Origin of the sequence: Klebsiella sp. GW_Kp181 (assembly GCF_040062315.1) — a bacterium.
Taxonomy (GTDB): Bacteria; Pseudomonadota; Gammaproteobacteria; order Enterobacterales; family Enterobacteriaceae; genus Klebsiella; species Klebsiella oxytoca.
The window spans coordinates 14,925-35,975 of the sequence record NZ_JBEAFR010000069.1 but is presented as its reverse complement, the minus strand read 5'-3'; the positions used below and the strand labels follow the sequence as shown (position 1 = coordinate 35,975).

Annotated in this window: 21 protein-coding genes; 8 read left to right on the top strand and 13 right to left on the bottom strand. The window is 55.2% G+C overall.

What is annotated here, in order from left to right:
• Window positions 1–3 precede the first annotated feature (3 nt).
• The 7 genes from proW to ABLV11_RS18065 form a co-directional block, all read right to left on the bottom strand.
• Window positions 4–1,068, bottom strand: a complete 1,065-nt coding sequence (proW, locus tag ABLV11_RS18095; RefSeq protein ID WP_105890643.1) for a glycine betaine/L-proline ABC transporter permease ProW — start codon at window positions 1,066–1,068, stop codon at window positions 4–6.
• Entirely contained in the window at window positions 1,061–2,263 is a 1,203-nt protein-coding gene (gene proV / locus ABLV11_RS18090) for a glycine betaine/L-proline ABC transporter ATP-binding protein ProV (protein WP_004104775.1), read from the bottom strand. The genes proW and proV overlap by 8 nt, the downstream gene beginning before the upstream one ends.
• A 345-nt stretch (window positions 2,264–2,608) precedes the next feature.
• A complete protein-coding gene (gene nrdF, locus ABLV11_RS18085) occupies window positions 2,609–3,571 on the bottom strand; it encodes a class 1b ribonucleoside-diphosphate reductase subunit beta (RefSeq protein ID WP_004104773.1) in 963 nt (320 codons plus the stop codon).
• A 10-nt stretch (window positions 3,572–3,581) separates the two neighbouring features.
• Entirely contained in the window at window positions 3,582–5,726 is a 2,145-nt protein-coding gene (nrdE, locus tag ABLV11_RS18080; protein WP_126489450.1) for a class 1b ribonucleoside-diphosphate reductase subunit alpha, read from the bottom strand.
• Window positions 5,699–6,109, bottom strand: coding sequence for a class Ib ribonucleoside-diphosphate reductase assembly flavoprotein NrdI (gene nrdI / locus ABLV11_RS18075; RefSeq protein WP_016810039.1), 411 nt, complete (start codon window positions 6,107–6,109; stop codon window positions 5,699–5,701). The genes nrdE and nrdI overlap by 28 nt, the downstream gene beginning before the upstream one ends.
• Window positions 6,106–6,351 (bottom strand): glutaredoxin-like protein NrdH, encoded by a 246-nt coding sequence (gene nrdH / locus ABLV11_RS18070; protein ID WP_004104766.1) that lies wholly within the window; start codon window positions 6,349–6,351, stop codon window positions 6,106–6,108. The genes nrdI and nrdH overlap by 4 nt, the downstream gene beginning before the upstream one ends.
• 183 nt (window positions 6,352–6,534) lie before the next feature.
• Entirely contained in the window at window positions 6,535–6,966 is a 432-nt protein-coding gene (locus ABLV11_RS18065; RefSeq protein ID WP_004104764.1) for a carboxymuconolactone decarboxylase family protein, read from the bottom strand.
• 87 nt (window positions 6,967–7,053) lie between these two features.
• On the opposite strand from ABLV11_RS18065, the gene ABLV11_RS18060 reads away from it, so the two are divergent.
• Window positions 7,054–8,415 carry a PLP-dependent aminotransferase family protein gene (locus tag ABLV11_RS18060; protein ID WP_004104761.1) on the top strand — a complete coding sequence of 454 codons (1,362 nt, stop codon included), beginning with the start codon at window positions 7,054–7,056 and terminating at the stop codon, window positions 8,413–8,415.
• 69 nt (window positions 8,416–8,484) lie between these two features.
• On the opposite strand, the gene ABLV11_RS18055 is transcribed toward ABLV11_RS18060, so the two are convergent.
• The gene (locus ABLV11_RS18055) at window positions 8,485–8,811 is read right to left on the bottom strand and encodes a DUF883 family protein (RefSeq protein WP_004104759.1); all 327 of its coding nucleotides are present in this window, start codon (window positions 8,809–8,811) and stop codon (window positions 8,485–8,487) included.
• A gap of 149 nt (window positions 8,812–8,960) precedes the next feature.
• On the opposite strand from ABLV11_RS18055, the gene ABLV11_RS18050 reads away from it, so the two are divergent.
• Window positions 8,961–9,311: a DUF2002 family protein gene (locus ABLV11_RS18050; RefSeq protein ID WP_004104757.1), complete on the top strand. Its 351-nt coding sequence runs from the start codon at window positions 8,961–8,963 to the stop codon at window positions 9,309–9,311.
• A 41-nt stretch (window positions 9,312–9,352) separates the two neighbouring features.
• On the opposite strand, the gene alaE is transcribed toward ABLV11_RS18050, so the two are convergent.
• Window positions 9,353–9,802 carry an L-alanine exporter AlaE gene (gene alaE, locus ABLV11_RS18045; protein WP_004104747.1) on the bottom strand — a complete coding sequence of 150 codons (450 nt, stop codon included), beginning with the start codon at window positions 9,800–9,802 and terminating at the stop codon, window positions 9,353–9,355.
• A gap of 704 nt (window positions 9,803–10,506) precedes the next feature.
• Here alaE and stpA point away from each other — a divergent pair.
• The gene (gene stpA / locus ABLV11_RS18040) at window positions 10,507–10,908 is read left to right on the top strand and encodes a DNA-binding protein StpA (RefSeq protein ID WP_004104745.1); all 402 of its coding nucleotides are present in this window, start codon (window positions 10,507–10,509) and stop codon (window positions 10,906–10,908) included.
• A 46-nt stretch (window positions 10,909–10,954) separates the two neighbouring features.
• Here the strand turns inward: stpA and ABLV11_RS18035 are convergent, their stop codons facing one another.
• From ABLV11_RS18035 to ABLV11_RS18025, 3 genes are all read right to left on the bottom strand, one after another.
• Entirely contained in the window at window positions 10,955–11,134 is a 180-nt protein-coding gene (locus ABLV11_RS18035; RefSeq protein ID WP_004104744.1) for a hypothetical protein, read from the bottom strand.
• A 92-nt stretch (window positions 11,135–11,226) separates the two neighbouring features.
• Window positions 11,227–11,748, bottom strand: coding sequence for a rhodanese family protein (locus tag ABLV11_RS18030; RefSeq protein ID WP_126489449.1), 522 nt, complete (start codon window positions 11,746–11,748; stop codon window positions 11,227–11,229).
• A 9-nt stretch (window positions 11,749–11,757) separates the two neighbouring features.
• Window positions 11,758–12,057, bottom strand: coding sequence for a metalloregulator ArsR/SmtB family transcription factor (locus tag ABLV11_RS18025; RefSeq protein WP_004104742.1), 300 nt, complete (start codon window positions 12,055–12,057; stop codon window positions 11,758–11,760).
• Between the two features lie 180 nt (window positions 12,058–12,237).
• Between ABLV11_RS18025 and ABLV11_RS18020 the strand changes: the two genes are divergently transcribed.
• Window positions 12,238–12,834, top strand: a complete 597-nt coding sequence (locus ABLV11_RS18020; protein ID WP_126489738.1) for a phosphatase PAP2 family protein — start codon at window positions 12,238–12,240, stop codon at window positions 12,832–12,834.
• A gap of 19 nt (window positions 12,835–12,853) precedes the next feature.
• On the opposite strand, the gene ABLV11_RS18015 is transcribed toward ABLV11_RS18020, so the two are convergent.
• Complete coding sequence (locus ABLV11_RS18015) at window positions 12,854–14,629, bottom strand: sigma-54-dependent Fis family transcriptional regulator (protein ID WP_126489448.1); 1,776 nt, start codon at window positions 14,627–14,629, stop codon at window positions 12,854–12,856.
• 251 nt (window positions 14,630–14,880) lie between these two features.
• Between ABLV11_RS18015 and ABLV11_RS18010 the strand changes: the two genes are divergently transcribed.
• The 4 genes from ABLV11_RS18010 (at window position 14,881) to ABLV11_RS17995 (ending at window position 21,050) form a co-directional block, all read left to right on the top strand.
• Window positions 14,881–16,401 carry an aldehyde dehydrogenase family protein gene (locus ABLV11_RS18010; RefSeq protein WP_004114686.1) on the top strand — a complete coding sequence of 507 codons (1,521 nt, stop codon included), beginning with the start codon at window positions 14,881–14,883 and terminating at the stop codon, window positions 16,399–16,401.
• A gap of 663 nt (window positions 16,402–17,064) precedes the next feature.
• On the top strand, window positions 17,065–17,661 hold the full coding sequence (locus ABLV11_RS18005; protein ID WP_224330229.1) for a fimbrial protein: 597 nt from the start codon (window positions 17,065–17,067) through the stop codon (window positions 17,659–17,661).
• A gap of 160 nt (window positions 17,662–17,821) precedes the next feature.
• Entirely contained in the window at window positions 17,822–18,481 is a 660-nt protein-coding gene (locus ABLV11_RS18000; RefSeq protein ID WP_172598522.1) for a molecular chaperone, read from the top strand.
• Window positions 18,482–18,506: 25 nt separating this feature from the next.
• Entirely contained in the window at window positions 18,507–21,050 is a 2,544-nt protein-coding gene (locus ABLV11_RS17995) for a fimbria/pilus outer membrane usher protein (RefSeq protein ID WP_126489445.1), read from the top strand.
• Window position 21,051: the final 1 nt, after the last annotated feature.

The following is a 21,051-nucleotide window of genomic DNA, read 5'->3' as shown; positions in this document are numbered from 1 at the left end:
CTCTTATTTACAGAAAGGGCGAGTAATCAGCCCCAGAGGGCCGGTTGCGTACCAGCGGCGGTTGCCGCGGCTGCGCGAGTCCCGTCCTACGGCCTGAGTCAGACGGTCAAGAATAATGGCGAGGATAACAATCCCGACGCCGCCAACGGTGGCCAGACCCATATCAAGGCGACCGATGCCGCGTAGTACCATCTGGCCGAGACCGCCAACGGCAATCATTGAGGCAATCACCACCATCGACAGGGCCAGCATTAGCGTCTGGTTAACCCCGGCCATAATGGTCGGCATGGCCAGCGGCAGCTGAACTTTAAACAGCATCTGACGCGGGCTGGCGCCGAAGGAGCGCGAAGCTTCAATCAGATCCGCCGGCACCTGGTTAATCCCCAGAATAGTCAGACGAACAATCGGCGGCAGGGCGAAGATAATGGTCACTACCACGCCCGGAACGTTACCGATACCGAACAGCATGACGATGGGCACGAGATAAACGAACGCCGGGGTGGTTTGCATCGCATCCAACAGCGGACGGATAATCTTCGCCGCCCGCGGGCTCCGCGCCAGCCATATCCCAAGCGGCAGGCCGATCAGCATACAAAACAGCAGCGCGGTCAGCACCAGCGCCAGGGTTACCATCGCCTGCGACCAGGCGCCGATAGCGCCGATGGCGATCAGCGAAATCAGCGTCGCCGCGCCCATGCCGATGCTGGAAATCTGCCAGGCAATCAGCGAGAAAATAATAATCGCCACCGGCGCCGGCATGCCCAGCAGCAGCTGCTGGAAGGCGCTCAGGATGTAATCCACCGGTACGCGGATCCCCTGGAAAATCGGACGGAAATGCATCACTACCCAGTCGATGCCGTGCGTGACCCAGCTATCGAGCGGAATCAGCGTTTTATGGAACGGGTCCATTATATTGAAGTGTTCCTGCTGCGGCGCAGGCGCGCTGCTTAGCCAGTCGGCACCGCCGCCATCGGCCGGTGCTGGCGTAGAAGTGCCCCACGCATCGGCGGATTGCGCGGCGCTATCCGCCGCCGGTGCGGTGTCCCACGGGTTAGATTGATCAGCCATTGTTTGCCCCCTCGCGATCTAAAGCCTGCAGCAGCATGCGTTTTGAAATGATGCCGATGTACTGGTGCCCTTCATCGACAACCGGCACCGCGCACGGTGCATGGCCGACGTGAGAGAGCAGCTCGCTGAGCGGCGTTTGCGCATCCACCGCCTGTGGGGAGTCGATTAACGCCGCATCAATTCCCTGACCCTCGCTCAGCGCGGCTTTCAGGGAATCGATGGAAACAATGCCAACAAACTTATTCCCGCGTTCAATGACGTAGCCATATTCGCGGTCTTCATCCTGCAGTAATTTCAGCGCGGAACGCGGGCCGAAACCTGGCGTTTTACGAATCAGTCCAACCGGACTACGGCGGGCAATATCTTTGGCACTGAATACCTGGCTAATATCGACGCCGCGGAAGAAGGTTCGAACATAATCATTGGCAGGATTATTGAGTATTTCATCCGGCGTACCGACCTGAACCACTTCACCATTTTGCATAATGGCAATGCGATCGCCAATTCGCATGGCTTCATCAAGGTCGTGGGAAATAAATACCACGGTGCGCTGATGTCTGGCCTGTAATTTAGTTAGCTCATCCTGCATTTCCGTACGAATTAAGGGATCGAGCGCCGAGAAGGCTTCATCCATTAACAGAATATCGGGGTTGATCGCCAGCGCGCGGGCGAGACCAACGCGCTGACGCATGCCGCCGGAGAGCTCGTCCGGCCAGGCGTGAGCGTAGTTTTCCAGACCTACCTGACGCAGCGCCTCCAGCGCTTTCTCCTGGCGTTCCTGAGTCGGCACGCCGGCCAGCTCCATGCCGAAAGCGGCATTATCCAGTACGGTCATGTGCGGCATAAGGGCAAATGATTGAAAAACCATTGCAATCTTTTTCCTGCGCACTTCGCGAAGCTCGGCCTCAGAGATTTTAGCGATATCGACACCGTCGATCAGAACCTGGCCGCGGGTGGGTTCAATCAGGCGATTGAGAAGGCGAACCATGGTCGATTTCCCCGATCCGGAGAGCCCCATGATGACGAATATCTCGCCTTCTTCAATGGTCAGACTGGCGTTCTTTACGCCAAGCGACAACCCCGTCTTTTCCAGTATTTGTTCTTTCGATAGTCCTTTTTCGATATATTTGAAAGCCCGCTGCGGGTGCTCGCCAAATATCTTATAGAGATTCTTGATTTCTAATTTAATTGCCATGCAATAGAGCGTTTCCTGTTATTTATTAATATCGATATGGTACCCGGTGGTGATAATTGCTTTTTTACACCCTAACATACTGAGAATCTGTGACAACCCTTTATGGCGAATTACTGCGGGAATGCACAAGGGACAATTCCGGTACATCCCCCGTGATATAAGGGCTGAGCGGGAATTGCTCATGGTTGATATTTTTTAGTTATGTTAGCTTAATTCGGGCGGAAATCGATGGCATTCTGTTGAATATGACGCAGTGATGACCGAAAGATATTGAGTGGGATGAAAATGAATAATGTGAAATAAATCACCAGGAAATATGCAGATATATTCCTGGTGAAAGTAAGGCTAAAAGTCCCAATCGCTATCGACGGTTTCTTCCGCTTTTCCCATGACATACGACGAACCCGAGCCGGAGAAGAAGTCGTGGTTTTCGTCGGCATTCGGCGAAAGCGCAGCGAGGATCGCCGGGTTGACGGCAGCCATTTCCGCCGGGAACAGCGCCTCGTAGCCGAGATTCATCAGCGCCTTGTTGGCGTTATAGCACAGGAAGGCGTTAACCTCTTCAACCCAGCCGCTATCGCCATACAGCTCGCGGGTATAGGCCAGCTCGTTGTCATACAGATCCATCAGCAGATCGAGGGCGAAGTTTTTCATCTCTTCACGCTTCTCGGCGCTGACTATTTCCAGCCCTTTCTGGAATTTGTAGCCAATGTAATAACCGTGTACCGCTTCATCGCGGATGATCAGGCGAATCAGATCGGCGGTGTTGGTCATCTTCCCCCGGCTGGAGAAGTACATCGGCAGCCAGAAGCCGGAATAGAAAAGGAATGATTCGAGAAAAACGCTGGCGATTTTTTTCTTCAGCGGTTCATCAGCCTGGTAGTACTCCAGCATCAGCTGCGCTTTACGCTGCAGCGGCGCGTTTTGTTCGCTCCAGGCGTAAGCGGCATCGACGTCTTTAGTCTGGCAGAGAGTAGAGAAAATGGAGCTGTAGGAGCGAGCGTGTACCGCCTCCATAAAGCTGACGTTCGACAGTACCGCCTCCTCGTGCGGGGTGAGAGCGTCGGCCATCAGCGCCGGGGCGCCAACGGTATTCTGGATGGTATCAAGCAGCGTCAGGCCGGTGAAGACGCGGATTGTCAGCTGCTGCTCCGCCGGGGAAAGCGTTTGCCAGGCGGGGATATCGTTAGACAGCGGCACCTTCTCCGGTAGCCAGAAGTTGCTGGTCAGCCGATTCCAGACCTCCAGATCCTTATCGTCTTCAATTTTGTTCCAGTTGATGGCGCTGACGCGCGATAAATGGGTCATCCTGTTCTCCTTACAGCGCGCAGGACACGCAGCCTTCGATTTCGGTACCTTCCAGCGCCAGCTGGCGCAGACGGATGTAATAGAGCGTTTTGATGCCTTTCTTCCACGCGTAAATTTGCGCTTTATTGATATCGCGCGTGGTCGCGGTATCGGGGAAGAACAGAGTCAGCGACAGCCCCTGATCGACATGACGCGTCGCCTCGGCGTAGGTGTCGATGATCTTCTGCGGGCCGATTTCGTAAGCATCCTGATACAGCGCCAGGTTGTCGTTGGTCATAAACGGCGCCGGATAATAGACGCGTCCGGTTTTCCCCTCCTTGCGGATCTCTATCTTCGACACGATCGGATGGATGCTGGAGGTCGCGTGGTTGATGTACGAAATAGACCCGGTGGGCGGCACCGCCTGTAGGTTGCGGTTATAGATGCCGTAGCGCATCACGTCATCGCGCAGCTGCCGCCACATATCGCGGTCGGGCAGGGTAATCGCGGAGCGGGCAAACAGCGCGCGGACTTTTGCCGTTTTCGGCTGCCAGTCGCCTTCCAGGTAGGGCCGGAAATAGTCGCCGCTGGCGTACCGCGACTGCTCGAATCCGGCAAAACGGGTCCCTCTTTCACGTGCTATCAGCATTGAAGTGCGCAGCGCGTGCCAGGTAATGGTATAGAAATAGAAATTGGTGAAATCCAGCCCTTCCTCGCTACCGTAGGCGATGCCCTCGCGCGCCAGATAGCCGTGCAGATTCATCTGTCCGAGGCCGATGGCGTGTGAAGCGGCATTGCCCGCCGCGACCGACGGCACCGAACGGATATCGCTCATATCGGACACCGCCGTCAGACCGCGCACGGCAACTTCGACCGTGCGGGCAAAGTCGGGAGAGTCCATGGTGTGGGCGATATTCAGCGAGCCGAGGTTGCAGGAGATATCCTGGCCGATGCTGGCGTAATCCAGGTTTTCATCAAAGGTGGAAGGCGCGTTGACCTGCAGGATCTCCGAACACAGGTTGCTCATATTGATGCGCCCGGCAATTGGGTTCGCGCGGTTAACCGTGTCTTCAAACATGATGTACGGGTAGCCGGATTCAAATTGAATTTCCGCCAGCCGCTGGAACAGATCGCGGGCGCGGATCCAGCGCTTGCATACCCGCTCGTCGGCCACCAGTTGCGCATACATTTCGCTTACCGCGATATCGCCGAACGGTTTACCGTACAGACGTTCGACGTCGTAGGGTGAGAACAGCGCCATCTGCGCGTCTTCCTTCGCTAGCTGAAAGGTAATATCCGGAATGACGACCCCGAGCGAGAGCGTTTTTATGCGGATTTTTTCATCGGCATTCTCGCGTTTGGTATCGAGGAAACGCAGGATATCGGGATGATGGGCATGCAGATAGACCGCGCCGGCCCCCTGACGCGCGCCGAGCTGGTTGGCATAGGAGAAGGCATCTTCGAGCATTTTCATCACCGGTACGACGCCGGAGGACTGATTTTCGATACGCTTGATCGGCGCCCCGGCTTCGCGAAGATTAGAGAGCAGAAACGCCACGCCGCCACCGCGTTTCGATAGCTGTAGCGCCGAATTCACCGCCCGGCCAATCGATTCCATATTATCTTCGATACGCAGCAGGAAGCAGGAGACCAATTCGCCGCGCTGCTGTTTACCGGCGTTGAGGAACGTCGGCGTAGCGGGCTGGAAACGCCCGGAGAGGATCTCATCGGTTAGCTGGTGGGCCAGCGACTCGTTACCCTGCGCCAGGCTCAGGGCCACCATGCAGGTGCGGTCGGCAAAGCCTTCAAGGTAGCGCTTACCATCAAAGGTTTTCAGCGCGTAACTGGTATAAAACTTCCATGCGCCGAGAAAGGTCTGGAAGCGAAAACCGCCGTTTTGCGCATAGGTAAACAGCTCAAGAATAAACTGACGATCGTAGCGCGCCAGAACCCTGGCATCGTAATAGCCTTCGGCGACCAGCCACGTCAGCTTGTCGTCCAGACTGGCGAAGGGCACGGTATTCGGCTCAACGTGGTTGGCCATAAACGCCGCCACCGCCTGGCGATCTTTGTCAAACGGGATGCGACCATTGCTGTCGTAGAGATTCAGCATCGCGTTGAGGGCATGGAAATCCGGCGCCTCGGTGGTTATACGTTCTGCGGTTGTCGTTGCCAAAATTCGCTTACTCCTTTACGCACGTTGTCGACATCTTGCGGGGTGCCCATCAGCTCAAAGCGATAGAGGTACGGTACGCCGCATTTCTGCTTGATGACGTCACCCGCCCGACCGTAGGCCTCGCCGAAATTGCGGTTGCCCGCAGCGATGACGCCGCGAATGCGCTGGCGGTTATGCGGATCGTTGAGAAAACGGATCGCCTGACGGGGGACTGCGCCCGCCGTGCCGCCGCCGCCATAGCTGGGGACGATAAGAATGTAGGGTTCGTCTACCTGAATGCGCTCGCGTTCGTTAAGCGGTATACGCACGGCGGGCAGCCCCAGACGCTGGACGAACCGATGCGTGTTTTCGGAACTGCTGGAGAAGTAGACGATCAGGCTCATAGGCTGGCCGCTGAGGCTGTTGGACGCAGGCGGTTAATCATATCGGGACGGAAGCCGGACCAGCGGGTCTCCCCGGCAATCACCACCGGTAGCTGGCGGAAGCCTTGCTCGCGCAGCATATCGACGGCTTCAGGATGATGGTCAATATTGACCATGTCGAACTCAAACCCGCGGGTTTCCATGGCCCGTTTCGTGGCATGGCATTGCACGCAGTCATTTTTAGTGTAAATAGTAATGCGCATGATTCGTATTTCCATTTAAGATAACAGCACGACGCAAAAACTGGCGCCGCGTGCTATGGGTTATCGTTGAAGGAAATACTAGATGTAGTTATTTAAAAGTTCAACAACTCAATATATATGGTTTTTGTAAAGACTGGCCCCCGAGGAAAGATCCGCCGGGGGACGGGATTTCTTACCGAAAAATTACAGACGCATGCTTACCGCCAGGCGGTTAAAGGCGTTCATCAGGCTGATGGCGAAAGTCAGATCGCTAATCTGCCGGGCGTTAAAATGATCGAGGAGCGGTAGATAAACAGCGTCTTCCGCATGGCTTTCGGCGATATGGGTGACCGATTCAGCCCACGCCAGCGCCGCGCGTTCCGCATCGCTGAAATGGGCGCTCACCCGCCAGCCTGCCAGGGCGTCCAGTTTGTTTTGCGCCACGCCGGATTGACGCAGGGCTTTGCTGTGCATCTCCAGGCAGAAGGCGCAGCCGTTGATTTGCGATACCCGCAAATACACCAGTTCTATCAGCGCGCCGTCCAGCTCGCTTTTTTCCAGCGTAATCTTGGCCTTAACCAGAGCGTTATAGACTTCCGGGCTCAGTTCATTGTACGGCTGACGTAGTGTGTTCATTTTACTCTCCTCATTAAGACGCGAGGAAAATAGCACTATAATGGACTGCATAAGATAGCCATATTGTGATGAAAAAAGCAGACCATGATGGATGCCAAAAAAATCCCGCATTACCAGCGTATCGCCCGACAGCTCAAGCAGGCAATTGAGCGCGGCGAGCTGGCGCCGGGCAGCAGGCTGCCGGCGAGTCGGGTCTATGCTCAGGAGCTTGGCGTATCGCGAGCAACGATTGAAAACGCCTGGGGAGAGCTGGTAGCGCAGGGCTGGCTGGAGCGGCGCGGGCAGGCGGGAACCTTTGTCAGCGATCGCCTCAGCCCACAGCAAAGCGTGCCTGAACGCTCTGTTACCGGCGATGAACCGACGGCGCCGCTGCCGCTTCAGCTTGGGCTGCCCGCGCTGGATCTGTTTCCACGCGGTCTGTGGACGCGGATCATGGGGCGCCGGCTGCGTACGCAAACGCGTTTCGATCTCGCGCCCGGCGATCCCTGCGGGGACCCGACGCTTCGGCAGGCGATCGTCGATTATTTGCGCCTGTCGCGCAGTATAGAGTGTCGTCCTGAGCAGGTGCTGGTGACGGGTAGCTACGCGGCGTCGATGAGCCTCATTCTGCGAACCCTGTCCCGGCCGGGCCAGCAAATGTGGATGGAGGATCCGGGATTTCCGCTTATCCGGCCGATCGTGAGCGGCGAAGGGGTGGCGATCTGCCCGGTTCCGGTTGACGAAGACGGAATGGATATTGGCTGGGCGCAGCGGCATTACCCAAACGCGAATTTTGCGCTGCTGACGCCGGCTCATCAAAGCCCGCTCGGCGTTGCGCTCTCATTGACCCGGCGCAGACAGCTACTGCTATGGGCGGCGCAGAATAACGCGTGGATTATCGAAGATGATTACGATAGCGAATTCCGCTATCGCGGCAAGCCGCTGCCGCCGCTAAAAAGCCTCGACGCCCCGCAGCGCGTCATCTACGCCGGTGCGTTCAGTAAAACGTTTTTTCCGGCATTACGCGCAGCGTGGCTGGTGGTGCCGGAACCGCTGGTGGCGCAGTTTCGCCAACAGGCGGCGCTGATGAGCTGTAGCGTGCCGACGTTGTGGCAGCAGACGCTGGCTGATTTTATCCGCGAAGGCCATTTCTGGCGCCATCTGAAGAAAATGCGCGCCAGCTATGCTCAGCGTCGTCAGTGGCTTGAATCGGCGCTGCGGGAGCACGGTATCGCGGTGGTTCCGCAAGCGGGCGGCATTCAGATGGTCGTCAGGGTAAGCGGCGACGATCGTCAACTGGCCCTGCGCGGCAGACAGGCCGGTCTGGCCATCCAGGCGTTAAGCGACTGGCGAATGGATAGCCGGGGAGAAGGGGCGCTGCTGATGAGCTTCACCAATTTAACCTCAGCGGAGATGGCGGGCGAGGTGGTACGAAAGCTGACTCGGGCTCTCGCTTCTCAGGACAAATAAAAACCCCTGCATACCGGAGTAGGCAGGGGGGGACGCGTATTTGTTATCTTCATTGGTCTGGCAGTTTTATTATCGACGTAAATTCAACAATACGCCAATAAATACCCCAACGGCTGCTGCAGCGCCAACGCTTTGCCACGGTTTGTCGCGCACGTAGCTGTCAGCGCAGCCCATGGCGTCGCATGCCGCCTGCTGTACGCGGTTGTTGCCGTTAAGGCGCGCGCGGGTCTCTTTCAGCAGCGCCTGCGCTTTTTTACGCGCGGCATCCGCTTCGTCTTTGGCGTCGCTGCCCCATGATTTCAGCACCTCTTCCAGCGTATCCGCTAATTGGCTGACATCGTTATGGATATCTTCAGCGCTCTCTTCTACGTTGTTGCGGTTTGCTCGGTTGGCCATTGGTTTCTCCCTTTATTCCATTGAGTCTATAAGTGTAGGACAAGATTTTGCTTTATGCTGTAAATCGCCCTTTATGGAATATTCCGAAAGCGTTGGCTTTAATGAATAAGGTAAGGTTAACGTGCGGTAAAAGATAATGAGGAATTAGTATGTATTTAAGACCCGATGAGGTGGCGCGAGTTCTTGAAAAAGCCGGCTTCACCATGGATGTTGTGACGCAAAAAGCCTATGGCTATCGCCGTGGCGATAATTATGTTTACGTGAACCGTGAAGCTCGTATGGGGCGTACCGCGTTAATTATTCATCCGGCTTTAAAAGAACGCAGCACTACGCTTGCGGAGCCCGCGTCGGATATCAAAACCTGCGATCATTACGAGCAGTTTCCGCTGTATTTAGCGGGAGACGCTCAGCAGCATTATGGTATTCCACACGGGTTCAGTTCGCGCATGGCGCTTGAGCGTTTTCTGAGTGGCCTGTTTGGCGAAGCGCAATACAGCTGACAAAAAGCGGCTGGCGGAACCAGTCGCTTTTTTGCATTAACTCAGGCTTTGGCCTGCTGGTAGGGACTGACGCGGAAAAGGCGTCGGCAGTAGTCGAGGAAGTAGCCGTACGCTGCGCCCATCATCATCGACACCACGATATTTGAACTTACCGCCGCGGCAATCTGATGCCAGTCAGCGCCGACAACCAGCAAAATCGCCACGTAGACCGGCGACTGGAAAGTCACATAGGCCACCACATCCGCAATGTTCTTCATCCAGCCTGATGTGCTGACGCGGCGCGCCTGGCGCATCGCAAAATCGCGATAAAAACCGTAGGGGACGGCAATAATAATGTTCACCGGAATCGCCACCAGTCTTGAAGATAACGACTGCTCGAAGCTCATTCCGGAGAGAAAGATTTCGATCATCATGTTCACAACGGTGCAGTAAACCACCATCGCAAAGGTGTCTGCTACCGCATGACGCAAGCGGGACTGCGCAGAGAACATCTGTGTGCTCCTCGAAAATGAAGTCGATAATGCCAAAAGATTCGCTTTTGTTTAGCGTTTTGGGTTGCCTGTTTTGATGTGCGTAGAGTATATCTCTGCATTAAAAGTGGCAACTAGCTATAAATTTTTATTTAAAGGCTTTTTGTCGATAAAATACTCTGCAACTGGCTGTTTTTTGTTCATTACGCTACTTTTGTTGTCATTGCTTCATTTTTTATTATTTATCAATGATTTGATTTTATTATGCGCAGAATGGACGATACCTCTGGCAATGGGTAACAGCGTCGTTTCGCGACAGAATCGGGTTCTGATGTGAACGGGGTCACTTTTGGAGTTTTTTACGTATCAAAGAGCATAAAACCAGCATGATATGCTGTATAACTCTCTGGGTGGCTATTCATAACTCATGCATGAATATTCCGTACAGACGCCTGCCGCATTTTGCCTGGCTAAGCGGAATATTCTGATAACTCGCTGAGCCTACAGGTATTACATCAAAGAATGGCCGCTATTCATATTGACCTATCTTTCAGCGCTTATTCATTGCTAATAATTACCCTGTTATCGGTTTGTTTATCATATTTGTTGTCGCTAAGTGAGGATGGATATACAGAATTATCCAGGGCTGGAAATAAATAATCGAATCAATTAAACTATTGCCGTCACTTTTGTTTTATTTGCTATTTGGGAATTTTTTGAAATATATGTCATTACTATTAGAGAAACTGAATAATATTCGTTCACTCCGCGCCATGTCTCGTGAATTCTCCATTGACGTGCTTGAAGATATGCTGGCAAAGCTAAGGACCGTCACTGAAGAAAAACGCGCTGAAGAGCAGGCTGCTCAGGCACAGCAGGCGGAATATCAGGAAAAAATAAACACCTGGCTGGAATTAATGACCGCTGACGGTATCACCCCAGAGGAATTAGTGGGCCACGCGACCGCGACTTCAAAAGGCGGCAAAAAGCGCCAGCCGCGTCCGGCTAAATATCGTTTTACCGATCATACCGGCGCCGAGAAAACCTGGACCGGGCAGGGACGTATGCCGAAGCCGCTCGCTAAAGCCGTCGCTGAGGGTAAATCCCTTGAGAGCTTCCTGATCTAATATTCAGAACGGTGGGGAAACCCACCGTTATTTTTACCCGGCTTAATCAGCACACGCCAAAATCGCCGTCTTCTTTATAAGCCGTTACCTCGGTTGCTTTCAGCGTATATTTCTCCCCCTGCTCGTTACCGGCCTGAACGGCAATAATGCTGTCGCCCTGGACTTCAACGACTTTGAGTTTTGGTCCGCCTGCGCGCGGCTGTACCAGGTCACCGACTGTAAACATACTTCTTCTCCTGTGTGCTGATAAAAATTATCGCTGACAATAACCATAGCTCAGCAAAAGCGTTATCAACAGCTGACCGAAAGAGGTAGGGGTTAACGACGATTCCAGGGCATCAGCGCCAAAAGCCGCGCCATGCCGCAAAAGCCGGTGATACCGGCGAAGGCGAGTCCGGCGCCGACGAATGCGCTAAGCAAAAAAAAGCCGCTGTTAACCGTATAACCTAAAGCGACGCCAAGCAAAATCAGGACGCCTGCGGCGATTTGAACCTGACGCATCAGCGGTAGCGGCTGTGATTTATCCTCTTCCACCGGCAGACCTGCCGCTTTCCAGGCCTGTATTCCACCAGCCAGCAGCCTGGCCTGCGCCGGCGCGGCGGAGGCGGCCAGACGGGCGGCCTTATTCTGAGTGCGCGAACCTGCCTGACAGTGAAAAACAATCGTCTCCTCGGGGCTGGCGTGCAGCGCTGCGCCTTTGTTCAAGGTTTCCAGTGGGACGAGTTGTGCGCCGGGAATATGCTCACGGGCGTATTCATCGGCATCGCGGATATCGACCAGCCGGGCGCCTCTGGCGATGAGCGCCCGGGCTTCGGCGGGAGAAAGTGTAGCGATAGTCATAGACGCTCCTTAAGGACAGTAAATTGACTTTAGCGCGGTGACGATTTGTTGCACCGCTGGCCGCGTAATGAAGTAGTGGATCCGCTGCGCCTGGCGCTCGCAGCCGATCAGCCCTTCATCGCGCATTCGCGCCAGATGTTGAGATGTGGCGGAGGGGCTTAATCCGGTGATCCGCGCCAGCTCGCCGGCGCTGGTGCCCGGCGAATCGCACAGCATGCACAGAATCAAAAGCCTGCTGGGATGGCTCATGGCTTTCAGCAGCGCGGCGGCTTCGCCCGCGCTGGCCTGTAGCTGTTCTGGTGTATTCATTTATTTTAGCTTTTTCTAAATTTAGTAAATTCTAAAATAAAAAAGCGCATTACGCCAGTCATGAATGTTGTGAGGCTAAATAGCCTGGCTGAATCCATGACGATTCTTTGGCTCCGTGTTAAGCGTAACTTAAGCCAGGTCAGCGATAATGACGAAAATATGACCGCACGAGCTACCGCCATGAACGCACTGGAAACCTTAAATCAAAGCCTCTTTTTAGCACTGAATGCCTCGCCCGGCTCACCGGACGCGATCCTGTTATTGGCTCGGGTTGCTGCGAGCGGAACGATCTTCATGGTGCCGGCCGTTCTGCTCTGGCTGTGGTTTTCCGGAGGGCACCAGGGGCATCGACAGGCGCTGTTTTGTAGCTTGAGTATTCTTATCGCGCTGGGGCTGGGAGCCATCTGCGGAATACTGTGGTTTCATCCGCGTCCGTTTATGATCCCTCTGGGCCATACCTGGATAACTCATCCGGCGGATAACGGTTTTCCGAGCGATCACGGTACGGTGATGTTTAGCGCCGCTTTGGCTTTATTGTCGGCGCGCGCACGGGCAGTTGGGATACTGTTGCTGCTGGCGGCGCTGGCCGTGGCCTGGGCGCGGATCTTTCTTGGGGTACATTTCCCGCTGGATATGGTGGGGGCGGTATTTATTTCAGCCTGCGGCGTCGGTAGCGCGCAGCTTGTCTGGCAGGGCGTCGGGCGACGATTAACCTCCCTGTGCGAAACGATAAGTAAACGCCTGTTCGCCTGGCTACCGCCGCGCTTCACGCCCTGACGTAATCTCCATGGCTGGCTCACTGGCCTCCGCGGCGAGCGGCGCGGCGATAGAGCGTACTGCGTGCGACGCCTAAAGCCTGCGCGGCCTTACTGATATTGCCGTTATAGCTTGCCAGGGTGTCGGCAATCAGCTGCGCATCGTGCTGCTGTAGCCCACCCGGCGCGGCGGTCGGGGTTCGGTACTCATGAGGCAAATCATCGACCCCCAGCGTTTCGCCATCTTCGGCAAGCGCCAGCAATACTCTCATCAGGCTTTGCAGCTGGCGCACATTGCCTGGCCAGGGCTGAGCCGCCAGCCGTTGTATAACCTCCGGGGCCAGCGTGATGCGACGTTTCTCTCCGCCCTGCTCGCGCCACAGCCGCTGAATAAACGCAGGCAGTTCAGTCCACTTGCGCAGCGGCGGCAGCGTCAGGGCAAACTCACGCAGGCGGTAGAGCAGGTCTTCGCGGAAGACGCCTTCGGCCACCCGCTGCGCCAGGTTGCGATGGGTCGCGCAAATGACCGCGAAGTTCACCGGCGAGCTCCGGCTGGCGCCTAGCGGCGTGACCTCTTTCTCCTGCAAGACCCGCAGCAGCCGGGTTTGTAGCGCTAACGGCATATCGCCAATTTCATCAAGAAAAAGAATGCCGCCATCGGCCTCGCGGATTTTGCCGATATAGCCGTTTTTGTTTGCCCCGGTAAACGCGCCGGGCTGGTAGCCAAACAGTTCTGATTCAATTAGCGATTCCGGAATAGCGGCGCAGTTGATGGCGACGAATTTGCCGCTGCTCCAGCGGCTGTGCCGGTGCAGCGTGCGGCTGACGTACTCTTTGCCGCAGCCGGTCTCTCCTTCGATACATAAGCCAATCCCGGCATTAAGCAGACGCAGCAGCTTTTCTGATTCATGCGGGCTGGAGAACGGCAGATCGAGTGCCGGGCGCGCGGTCGTCGCCACGCTGGCGGTCGCGGGAGCACGCAGACGGTAATAGTAGTTGTGCCCTCCGACGGCGACCGGCAGCGGGATACTAACGGCGGTTTGCCGCAGCTGCGAAAAAAGCTGCTGGAAAGTGAGATGACCAAACCGGGCGGCGTCGAGGTCGAATTCGCGCATCGCCAGCCGGTTAGCCGCCGTCAGCACGTTATCGGTAAAGACCAGCAGCCGTTCGTCTACGCTGTCGAGTTTTTCCGCCCGGGGATGCAGGCTCATCAGCCACTGCTGCGGGTGCAGACTCTGTTTCACCCATAGATATTCTATTTGCTTCGCGGCGCCTTTTACCCACGCCAGCGTCCGGGCGTGCGGATAGTGGGCCGGGCCGGAGATATCCAGCACCCCGGCTATTTTCCCCTCGGGATTTTGCAGCGGTACGGCGGCGCAATACAGGCCCTGGTTGCTGGTGAGGAAATGCTGACGGCCATCAATTTCGCAGCTGTCGTCTATCGCCAGCGCGGTGCCGATGGCGTTGGTTCCGCGTCCGCTTTCGCTCCACAGGTTGCCCGGGGCTAAAGCGAAGCGCTGCGCTTTCTGCATGGCCTGCGTCTCACCAAAGGTTTGCAAAACCAGTCCGCTGGCGTCAGAGAGGATCACCACCGATTGCAGATCGTTGACCTTGCTGGACAAGGCATTAACCACCGGCTGGGCCAGCTTTTGCAGACGACTATGGCTGGCGAGCCTGTCGGCCAGCTCGCTGGCGTGCAGGCGAGGGAAGTCGTCAGTAGCGGGGTCGATGCCATAGCGCTGGCTGCGGCACCAGGAGTCGCTCAGCAGCGGGCTCGCTTTGATCTCTGGCGTCAGGGCAAATGGATTTCCTGGCACGGGACACCTCGTCATCTCACTAGTGTTGCAATATTGTAGCTACAAGGTTTTGTTAGTGTTGCGATTTGCAACACATAAGGAACATTCAGTGCAACAGAAAGCGAGATTTATAGGCTATCAATATGAAAAATAGAAATATTTTTGGTGGCGAAAAAGGTGGCACGCCCCCTGCAATGGTCTGAAGACGCAGCGAGCCGCCGGACAAAACTAATACGCCGCTGCGCTTCAACCCTACATGAAGGAGATTCGCGATGCGTTATGCACATCCTGGCACGCCGGGCGCTTTGGTTTCACTGAAGTCTGCTTACGGTAACTTTATTGATGGTAAATTTGTCGAGCCGATTGGCGGCGAATTCTTTATGAACACCTCCCCGGTCGACGGTAGCAACATTGGTCAGTTTCCACGATCGGATGCCAAAGATATCGACTTCGCCCTGGATGCGGCGCATCGGGCCGCCGACGCCTGGGGCAAAACGTCGGCTCAGCAGCGCGCCAATCTGCTGCTGCAGGTTGCCGACCGTATTGAGGCCAACCTCGAGTATCTGGCGGTGGCGGAGAGCTGGGATAACGGCAAACCGATCCGCGAAACGCTCAACGCCGACCTGCCGCTGGCGGTCGATCACTTCCGCTACTTCGCCGGCTGCCTGCGCGCGCAGGAAGGGAGCACGGCGGAGATTGATGAAACGACGGTGGCTTACCATTTCCATGAGCCTCTTGGCGTGGTCGGACAAATTATCCCGTGGAACTTTCCGCTGTTAATGGCCGCCTGGAAACTGGCGCCGGCGCTGGCGGCAGGTAACTGCGTGGTACTAAAACCGGCGGAGCAGACGCCGCTCAGCATCACGCTGCTGCTGGAGATTATTGGCGATCTGTTCCCGGCGGGCGTCCTTAACGTGGTTCAGGGTTTTGGCAAGGAGGCGGGCGAAGCGCTGGCCACCAGTAAACGCATTGCCAAAATCGCCTTTACCGGCTCGACGCCGGTTGGCCGCCATATTATGGCCTGCGCGGCGGAAAACATTATCCCTTGCACCGTTGAGCTGGGCGGTAAATCGCCGAACATCTACTTTGCCGACGTGATGGAGGGGGAAGAAGAGTATATCGAGAAGGCGGTGGAAGGCCTGGTGCTGGGCTTCTTTAACCAAGGGGAGGTTTGTACCTGCCCGTCCCGCGCGCTGATTCAGGAGTCTATTTACGAACCCTTTATGGCGCGGGTCATGGACAAAGTGGCGCAAATTCGCCGCGGCGACCCCTTTGACACCGGTACGATGATCGGCGCGCAGGCGTCACGTCAGCAGTTCGATAAAATACTCTCGTATATCAAGATCGCTCGCGATGAAGGCGGTACCATCCTGACCGGCGGCGAACGCGCCAGCATCTCTGCCGAACTGGATAACGGCTACTATATTCAGCCGACGCTGATTCAGGGACGCAACGATATGCGCAGCTTCCAGGAAGAGATTTTCGGCCCGGTGATTGGCGTGACCACCTTTAAGGATGAAGCTGAGGCGCTGTCTATCGCTAATCAGACCCAGTTCGGCCTTGGGGCTGGGGTGTGGACGAGGGATACCAATCTTGCCTATCGCATGGGGCGCGGCATAAAAGCCGGCCGGGTGTGGACCAACTGTTATCACATCTATCCTGCGCACGCCGCATTCGGCGGTTACAAACAGTCCGGCGTAGGGCGTGAAACGCATAAAATGGCCCTCAACGCCTACCAGCAGACGAAAAACCTGCTGGTCAGCTACGGTACCGCGCCGCTGGGCCTGTTCTGATCGAAGCCTGCTATTTATTCATTTTTCAATACCGCCCGCAATCTTGTTTGATTGCGGGTTTTTATTCCATAAAAAAAGCACTGTTATTGCTTTTGCGTCCAGCCGCTTACCGCTTAAAAAAGCTTCTTCCATATTGATTATTAATAATTACTCACGTGATTATTGATTATTCGTTTACGAAAATAAGATCGAACGCAACCTAAGATTAATCCTAATATTTAATAAATGCCGCGCGTGCTCACGGATTTATTGCCGCAAAATAGCGGCTAAATTCGTTGTGTTTGTTAAATTGTGCAATCCAATGTTGCGATTTGATGTTGTTGTATCGTGATTTTTGGTTGCGTTAATTAACAAAATGCGCAATGTCTTTAATATTATTTTTATATGTGAAATAAAACAGCATTTCATTAACATAACAAAATATTGCGATTTGTAATGGGTAGGGATAGTATTTATTTGTTCCCTGAATAAATGGTTAGTCAATTTCGCTAAAAGCACTTTTTATTTTATTACACATGATCAATTGAGTGGCACAGGTTTTTTCCTGATGGCCTGCGGACGGAACGCCAATACTATTAACATGGAGGATCTGTATGCAGATTTGCGCGGCCTTAAGCCTTAGCGCGGAATCTGTAAAAATATAAGTTAGAGATGAGATAAATAATGAAAACGCAATTTCGTATTATGGCAATGTTTGTCGGTGCTCTGGTGTCTGGCAGCGCATTATCCACGCCTTCACAGCCGGCCAGTTCGACAATGACCGTGAATCCCGGCTCGAATGCGGGCACGCAAGGAACGGGCGGTCAGGTGGAATTTACCGGCTCCATTACCGACTCCTCCTGTAATGTTGATAGCACCAGCGCGAATCAAAGCGTCGATCTGGGAAAATGGGCGAGCAGCTATTTTACCGGCACGGGTTCAGAAACCACCAAAACCTCCTTTCATATCAAAGTCAAAGATTGTCCTTCCACCGTCACCACCGTCTCGGTGCTGTTTGACGGTACCCGCGATAGCAACAATAGCGATCTACTGGCGATTAACGGTACCGCAAAAGGGGTAGCGATTAAGCTGTATGAAGATGACAAATCGACGCCGGTTGAGCTTGGCGACGTTTCTCGCGGCCATAGCGTTACCGCCGGTGCCAGCGGCACCACTACCGGAACCGCCGATCTCGAATTCTTTGCTGACTATGTCTCGACCAGTGCGGTTACCGCGGGTTCTGCCAACGGTACAGCTAACTTCAATATGGTTTACAACTAATAAAATAAGAGCGGGTAACGCTACGGTTATTAAAGCTTGCCCGGGCCGGGCAAGGCGTTAGCTTCTGCCTGGCTGAAAGACGGGCGCCCTGGTTTATCCATATTTATTATCAGGCTTTGTTACTGATACCCGCTTTTATTATTCCCGGACGGTAATGATTATGAAACGAACGATCGCCGCGCTAGCCTTGTTAATATTATCCACCGCGGCCCACGCCGGTATTGTCATGGGAGGAACCCGGGTAATCTATCAGGAAGGGAAGCGAGAGGCCGCAATATCAGTTACTAATGCAGATAGCCATTCGCCTTATCTGGTGCAATCGTGGGTGGAAAATTATGCGGAGAATAATAAGAGCCGGGTGCCGTTTATCGTTACGCCGCCGTTATTCCGGCTCGATCCAGAACAGCAGAACGTGTTGCGTATTAATTTCATTGGCGCAACGCTGCCCGCGGATCGGGAATCGGTATTTTGGCTCAATGTAAAAAGTATTGCGCCAACGAAAAAAGATGAAGTGAATAAGCTACAGGTCAATATTAAATCAAAATTTAAGATCTTCTATCGCCCGAATGGCCTGACGGGTGAACCAGCCGATGCATGGCGCAAGCTGACATTTAAAATTGACGGCTCACGGCTGGTAGCACAAAACCCGACGCCCTATTTTGTTTCATTTTTTACCCTTTCGGTGGGCGGCAAGGAGATTACTGAACCCGGCATGATTGGACCCTTTAGCCAGCAAGAGTGGCCGATTCATCGCACCGGCATTATTAAGTGGCGCGCCATTAATGATTTCGGCGGGATGACGGATTTCGCGCAACAGTAATTTTGCTTCGTCTGGTCAGGATATTGTGAAAAATAACCCCTCTGGTATGACTTCCGGTTATACGGCGATCGCTGCGCCAACCGGCGGGATTTCATTATTAGCGACGGTGCCGACGGCGCTTTTCCTGCTTTGTCAAAGCGGCATCGCGCGGGCGGATGAGTACTTCGATCCGGCGGCCTTAGAATTTGCCAATCCGCAGCAAAAGACCGCTGACTTACGCTATTTTGCAAAATCAGGCGGCCAGCAGCCGGGGACTTATTCAGTCAGCATTTGGGTGAATAATCAGGAAATAACCCGGGGCGAGGTGACGTTTATCGACAGCAACGGCGCGCTGCAGCCGCAGTTAACCCCGGCGCAGCTGGCGGAATATGGCGTGAACGTCAGCGCTTTTTCTGCCTTTCAATCGCTGCATGAGGGGCAAGCGTTCACCCACATCGAGCGCTACATTCCTGATGCCAGTAGCCGTTTCGATTTTGCCGATCAGCGCCTGATCTTAAGCATTCCCCAGGCGGCAATGAACGTCCAGAGCCGCGGATACGTGGATCCAGCGCGCTGGGACGACGGTATCCCGGCGGCGTTTGTTAACTACAACCTGACCGGGTCGCAAACCCGGCAGTCGGATGACAATAGCCAATCCAGCTATCTGAACCTACGCAGCGGGGTTAACCTTGGGGCCTGGCGCCTGCGCAACGTATCGTCGATGGAGTACGATCGCACCCGGCGCTGGAATTCGCAGAGCACCTGGCTACAGCGCGATGTGAAATCCCTCAAAAGCCTGCTGCGAATGGGCGATACCTTTACGACCGGCGACGTTTTTGACAGCGTGCAGTTTCGCGGTATTCAGCTAATGTCCGATGATGAAATGCTGCCGGACAGCCAGCGCGGCTTCGCTCCAACGATCCGCGGGATGGCGCATAGTAATGCGAAGGTGACGATATCCCAGCATGGCTACGTGATCTATGAAACGTTCGTCTCGCCGGGGGCGTTTGCAATAAACGATCTCTATCCGACGGCGCAAAGCGGCGACCTCGAAGTCCAGGTGAAAGAGAGCGACGGTTCGGTGCGAACCTTTACGCAACCTTTTTCAGCCGTACCCTTTATGCTGCGCGATGGGCGGGTTAAATACAACCTGAGCGCCGGGCGCTTCCGTTCAGCGCAGCGCCAGGGGCAGTCGCCGACGTTTTTACAGGGCACGCTGTTTTATGGGCTACCGGCTGAATTCACGCTCTACGGCGGTAGCCAGCTGGCGCAGGATTACCAGGCGTGGGCGCTTGGCGTCGGGCGCGGTTTGGGCGAACTGGGGTCGATCGGAGGCGATGCGACGTGGGCAAACACCACAGCGCCGTCGGGAAAGCGCTCGGCAGGTCATTCGGTGCGCGTGCAGTATCAGAAGGATTTTGCCGGCACGGGGACTTCATTCAGTCTCGCCAGCTATCGCTACTCCTCCAGCGGCTACTATGACTTCAGCGAAGCGAATACGCTTGAAAGCCGCAACGGGCTGCTCGACAACAAGCGCAGCCGCGAAGAAATATCGCTTTCTCAGGCCTTTGGCGGTATCAGCAGCCTGGCGATATCTGCCTGGTCGCAGGAGTACTGGCACAGTCATAGCCGCGATGAAACGCTGCATCTCGGATTTTACAGCGCCTGGCGAGGCGTGACGTGGGGCGTGGGTTATTACTACACCCAATCATCCGATCGACAAAAAGCCGATCGTTCGTGGTCCTTTAATCTGAGCGTTCCGCTTTTCGGCCCGCTATCCGAGAGCGCGATCAGCTACAGCACGACCTCCGACAATAGCGGACGTACTTCGCAGCAGGCGTCGCTGTTCGGTTCGCTTCCACATCATCCCAATCTCTACTACTCCCTCCAGCAGGGCTACGTTAACGGCGGCCAGGGCAGTAACAGCAGCGCCGCACTGGATTACCACGGCGGCTACGGAACCGCGCAGCTCGGCTATCGCCACGATAGCGCCAGTCAGCAGCTTACCTGGGGCGCATCGGGCTCCGTTGTCGCCCATCCTCATGGCGTGACGCTCGGGCAGACCGTCGGCGAAAGCTTTGCCATCGTGCGTGCGCCGGGCGCTGCTGAGGTGGCGATTCAGAACGGCAGCAATGTGCATACCGACTGGCGAGGCTATGCGGTGGTGCCTTCGCTGACGGCCTATCGCAAAAATACCATTACGCTTGATACCGAATCGCTGGCCGACGATGCCGATGTCGAACTTGAAGGACAGACGGTGATCCCCGGCGGCGGGGCGGTGGTGCAGGCGAACTACCAGACCCATATCGGCAGCCGCGTGCTGTTTACCCTCAGCGATAGTCACGGGCCGCTGCCGTTCGGCGCCAGCGTTCGCTTGCGGAAAGCTGAAGACGATCCTGGCGGGGCCCCGGGCGGCATGGTGGCCGATGGCGGGCAGGTCTATCTGAGCGGCATTCCGCAGGAAGGGACGCTGGATGTTGCCTGGAATGCCGACAACATCTCACGGAGATGCGCGCTGCATTTCCATCTTACCGATACCGTACAGCAGAGGCAGAGTCCGGTTAAAACCGTCTCTGGCTTCTGCCAGTAGG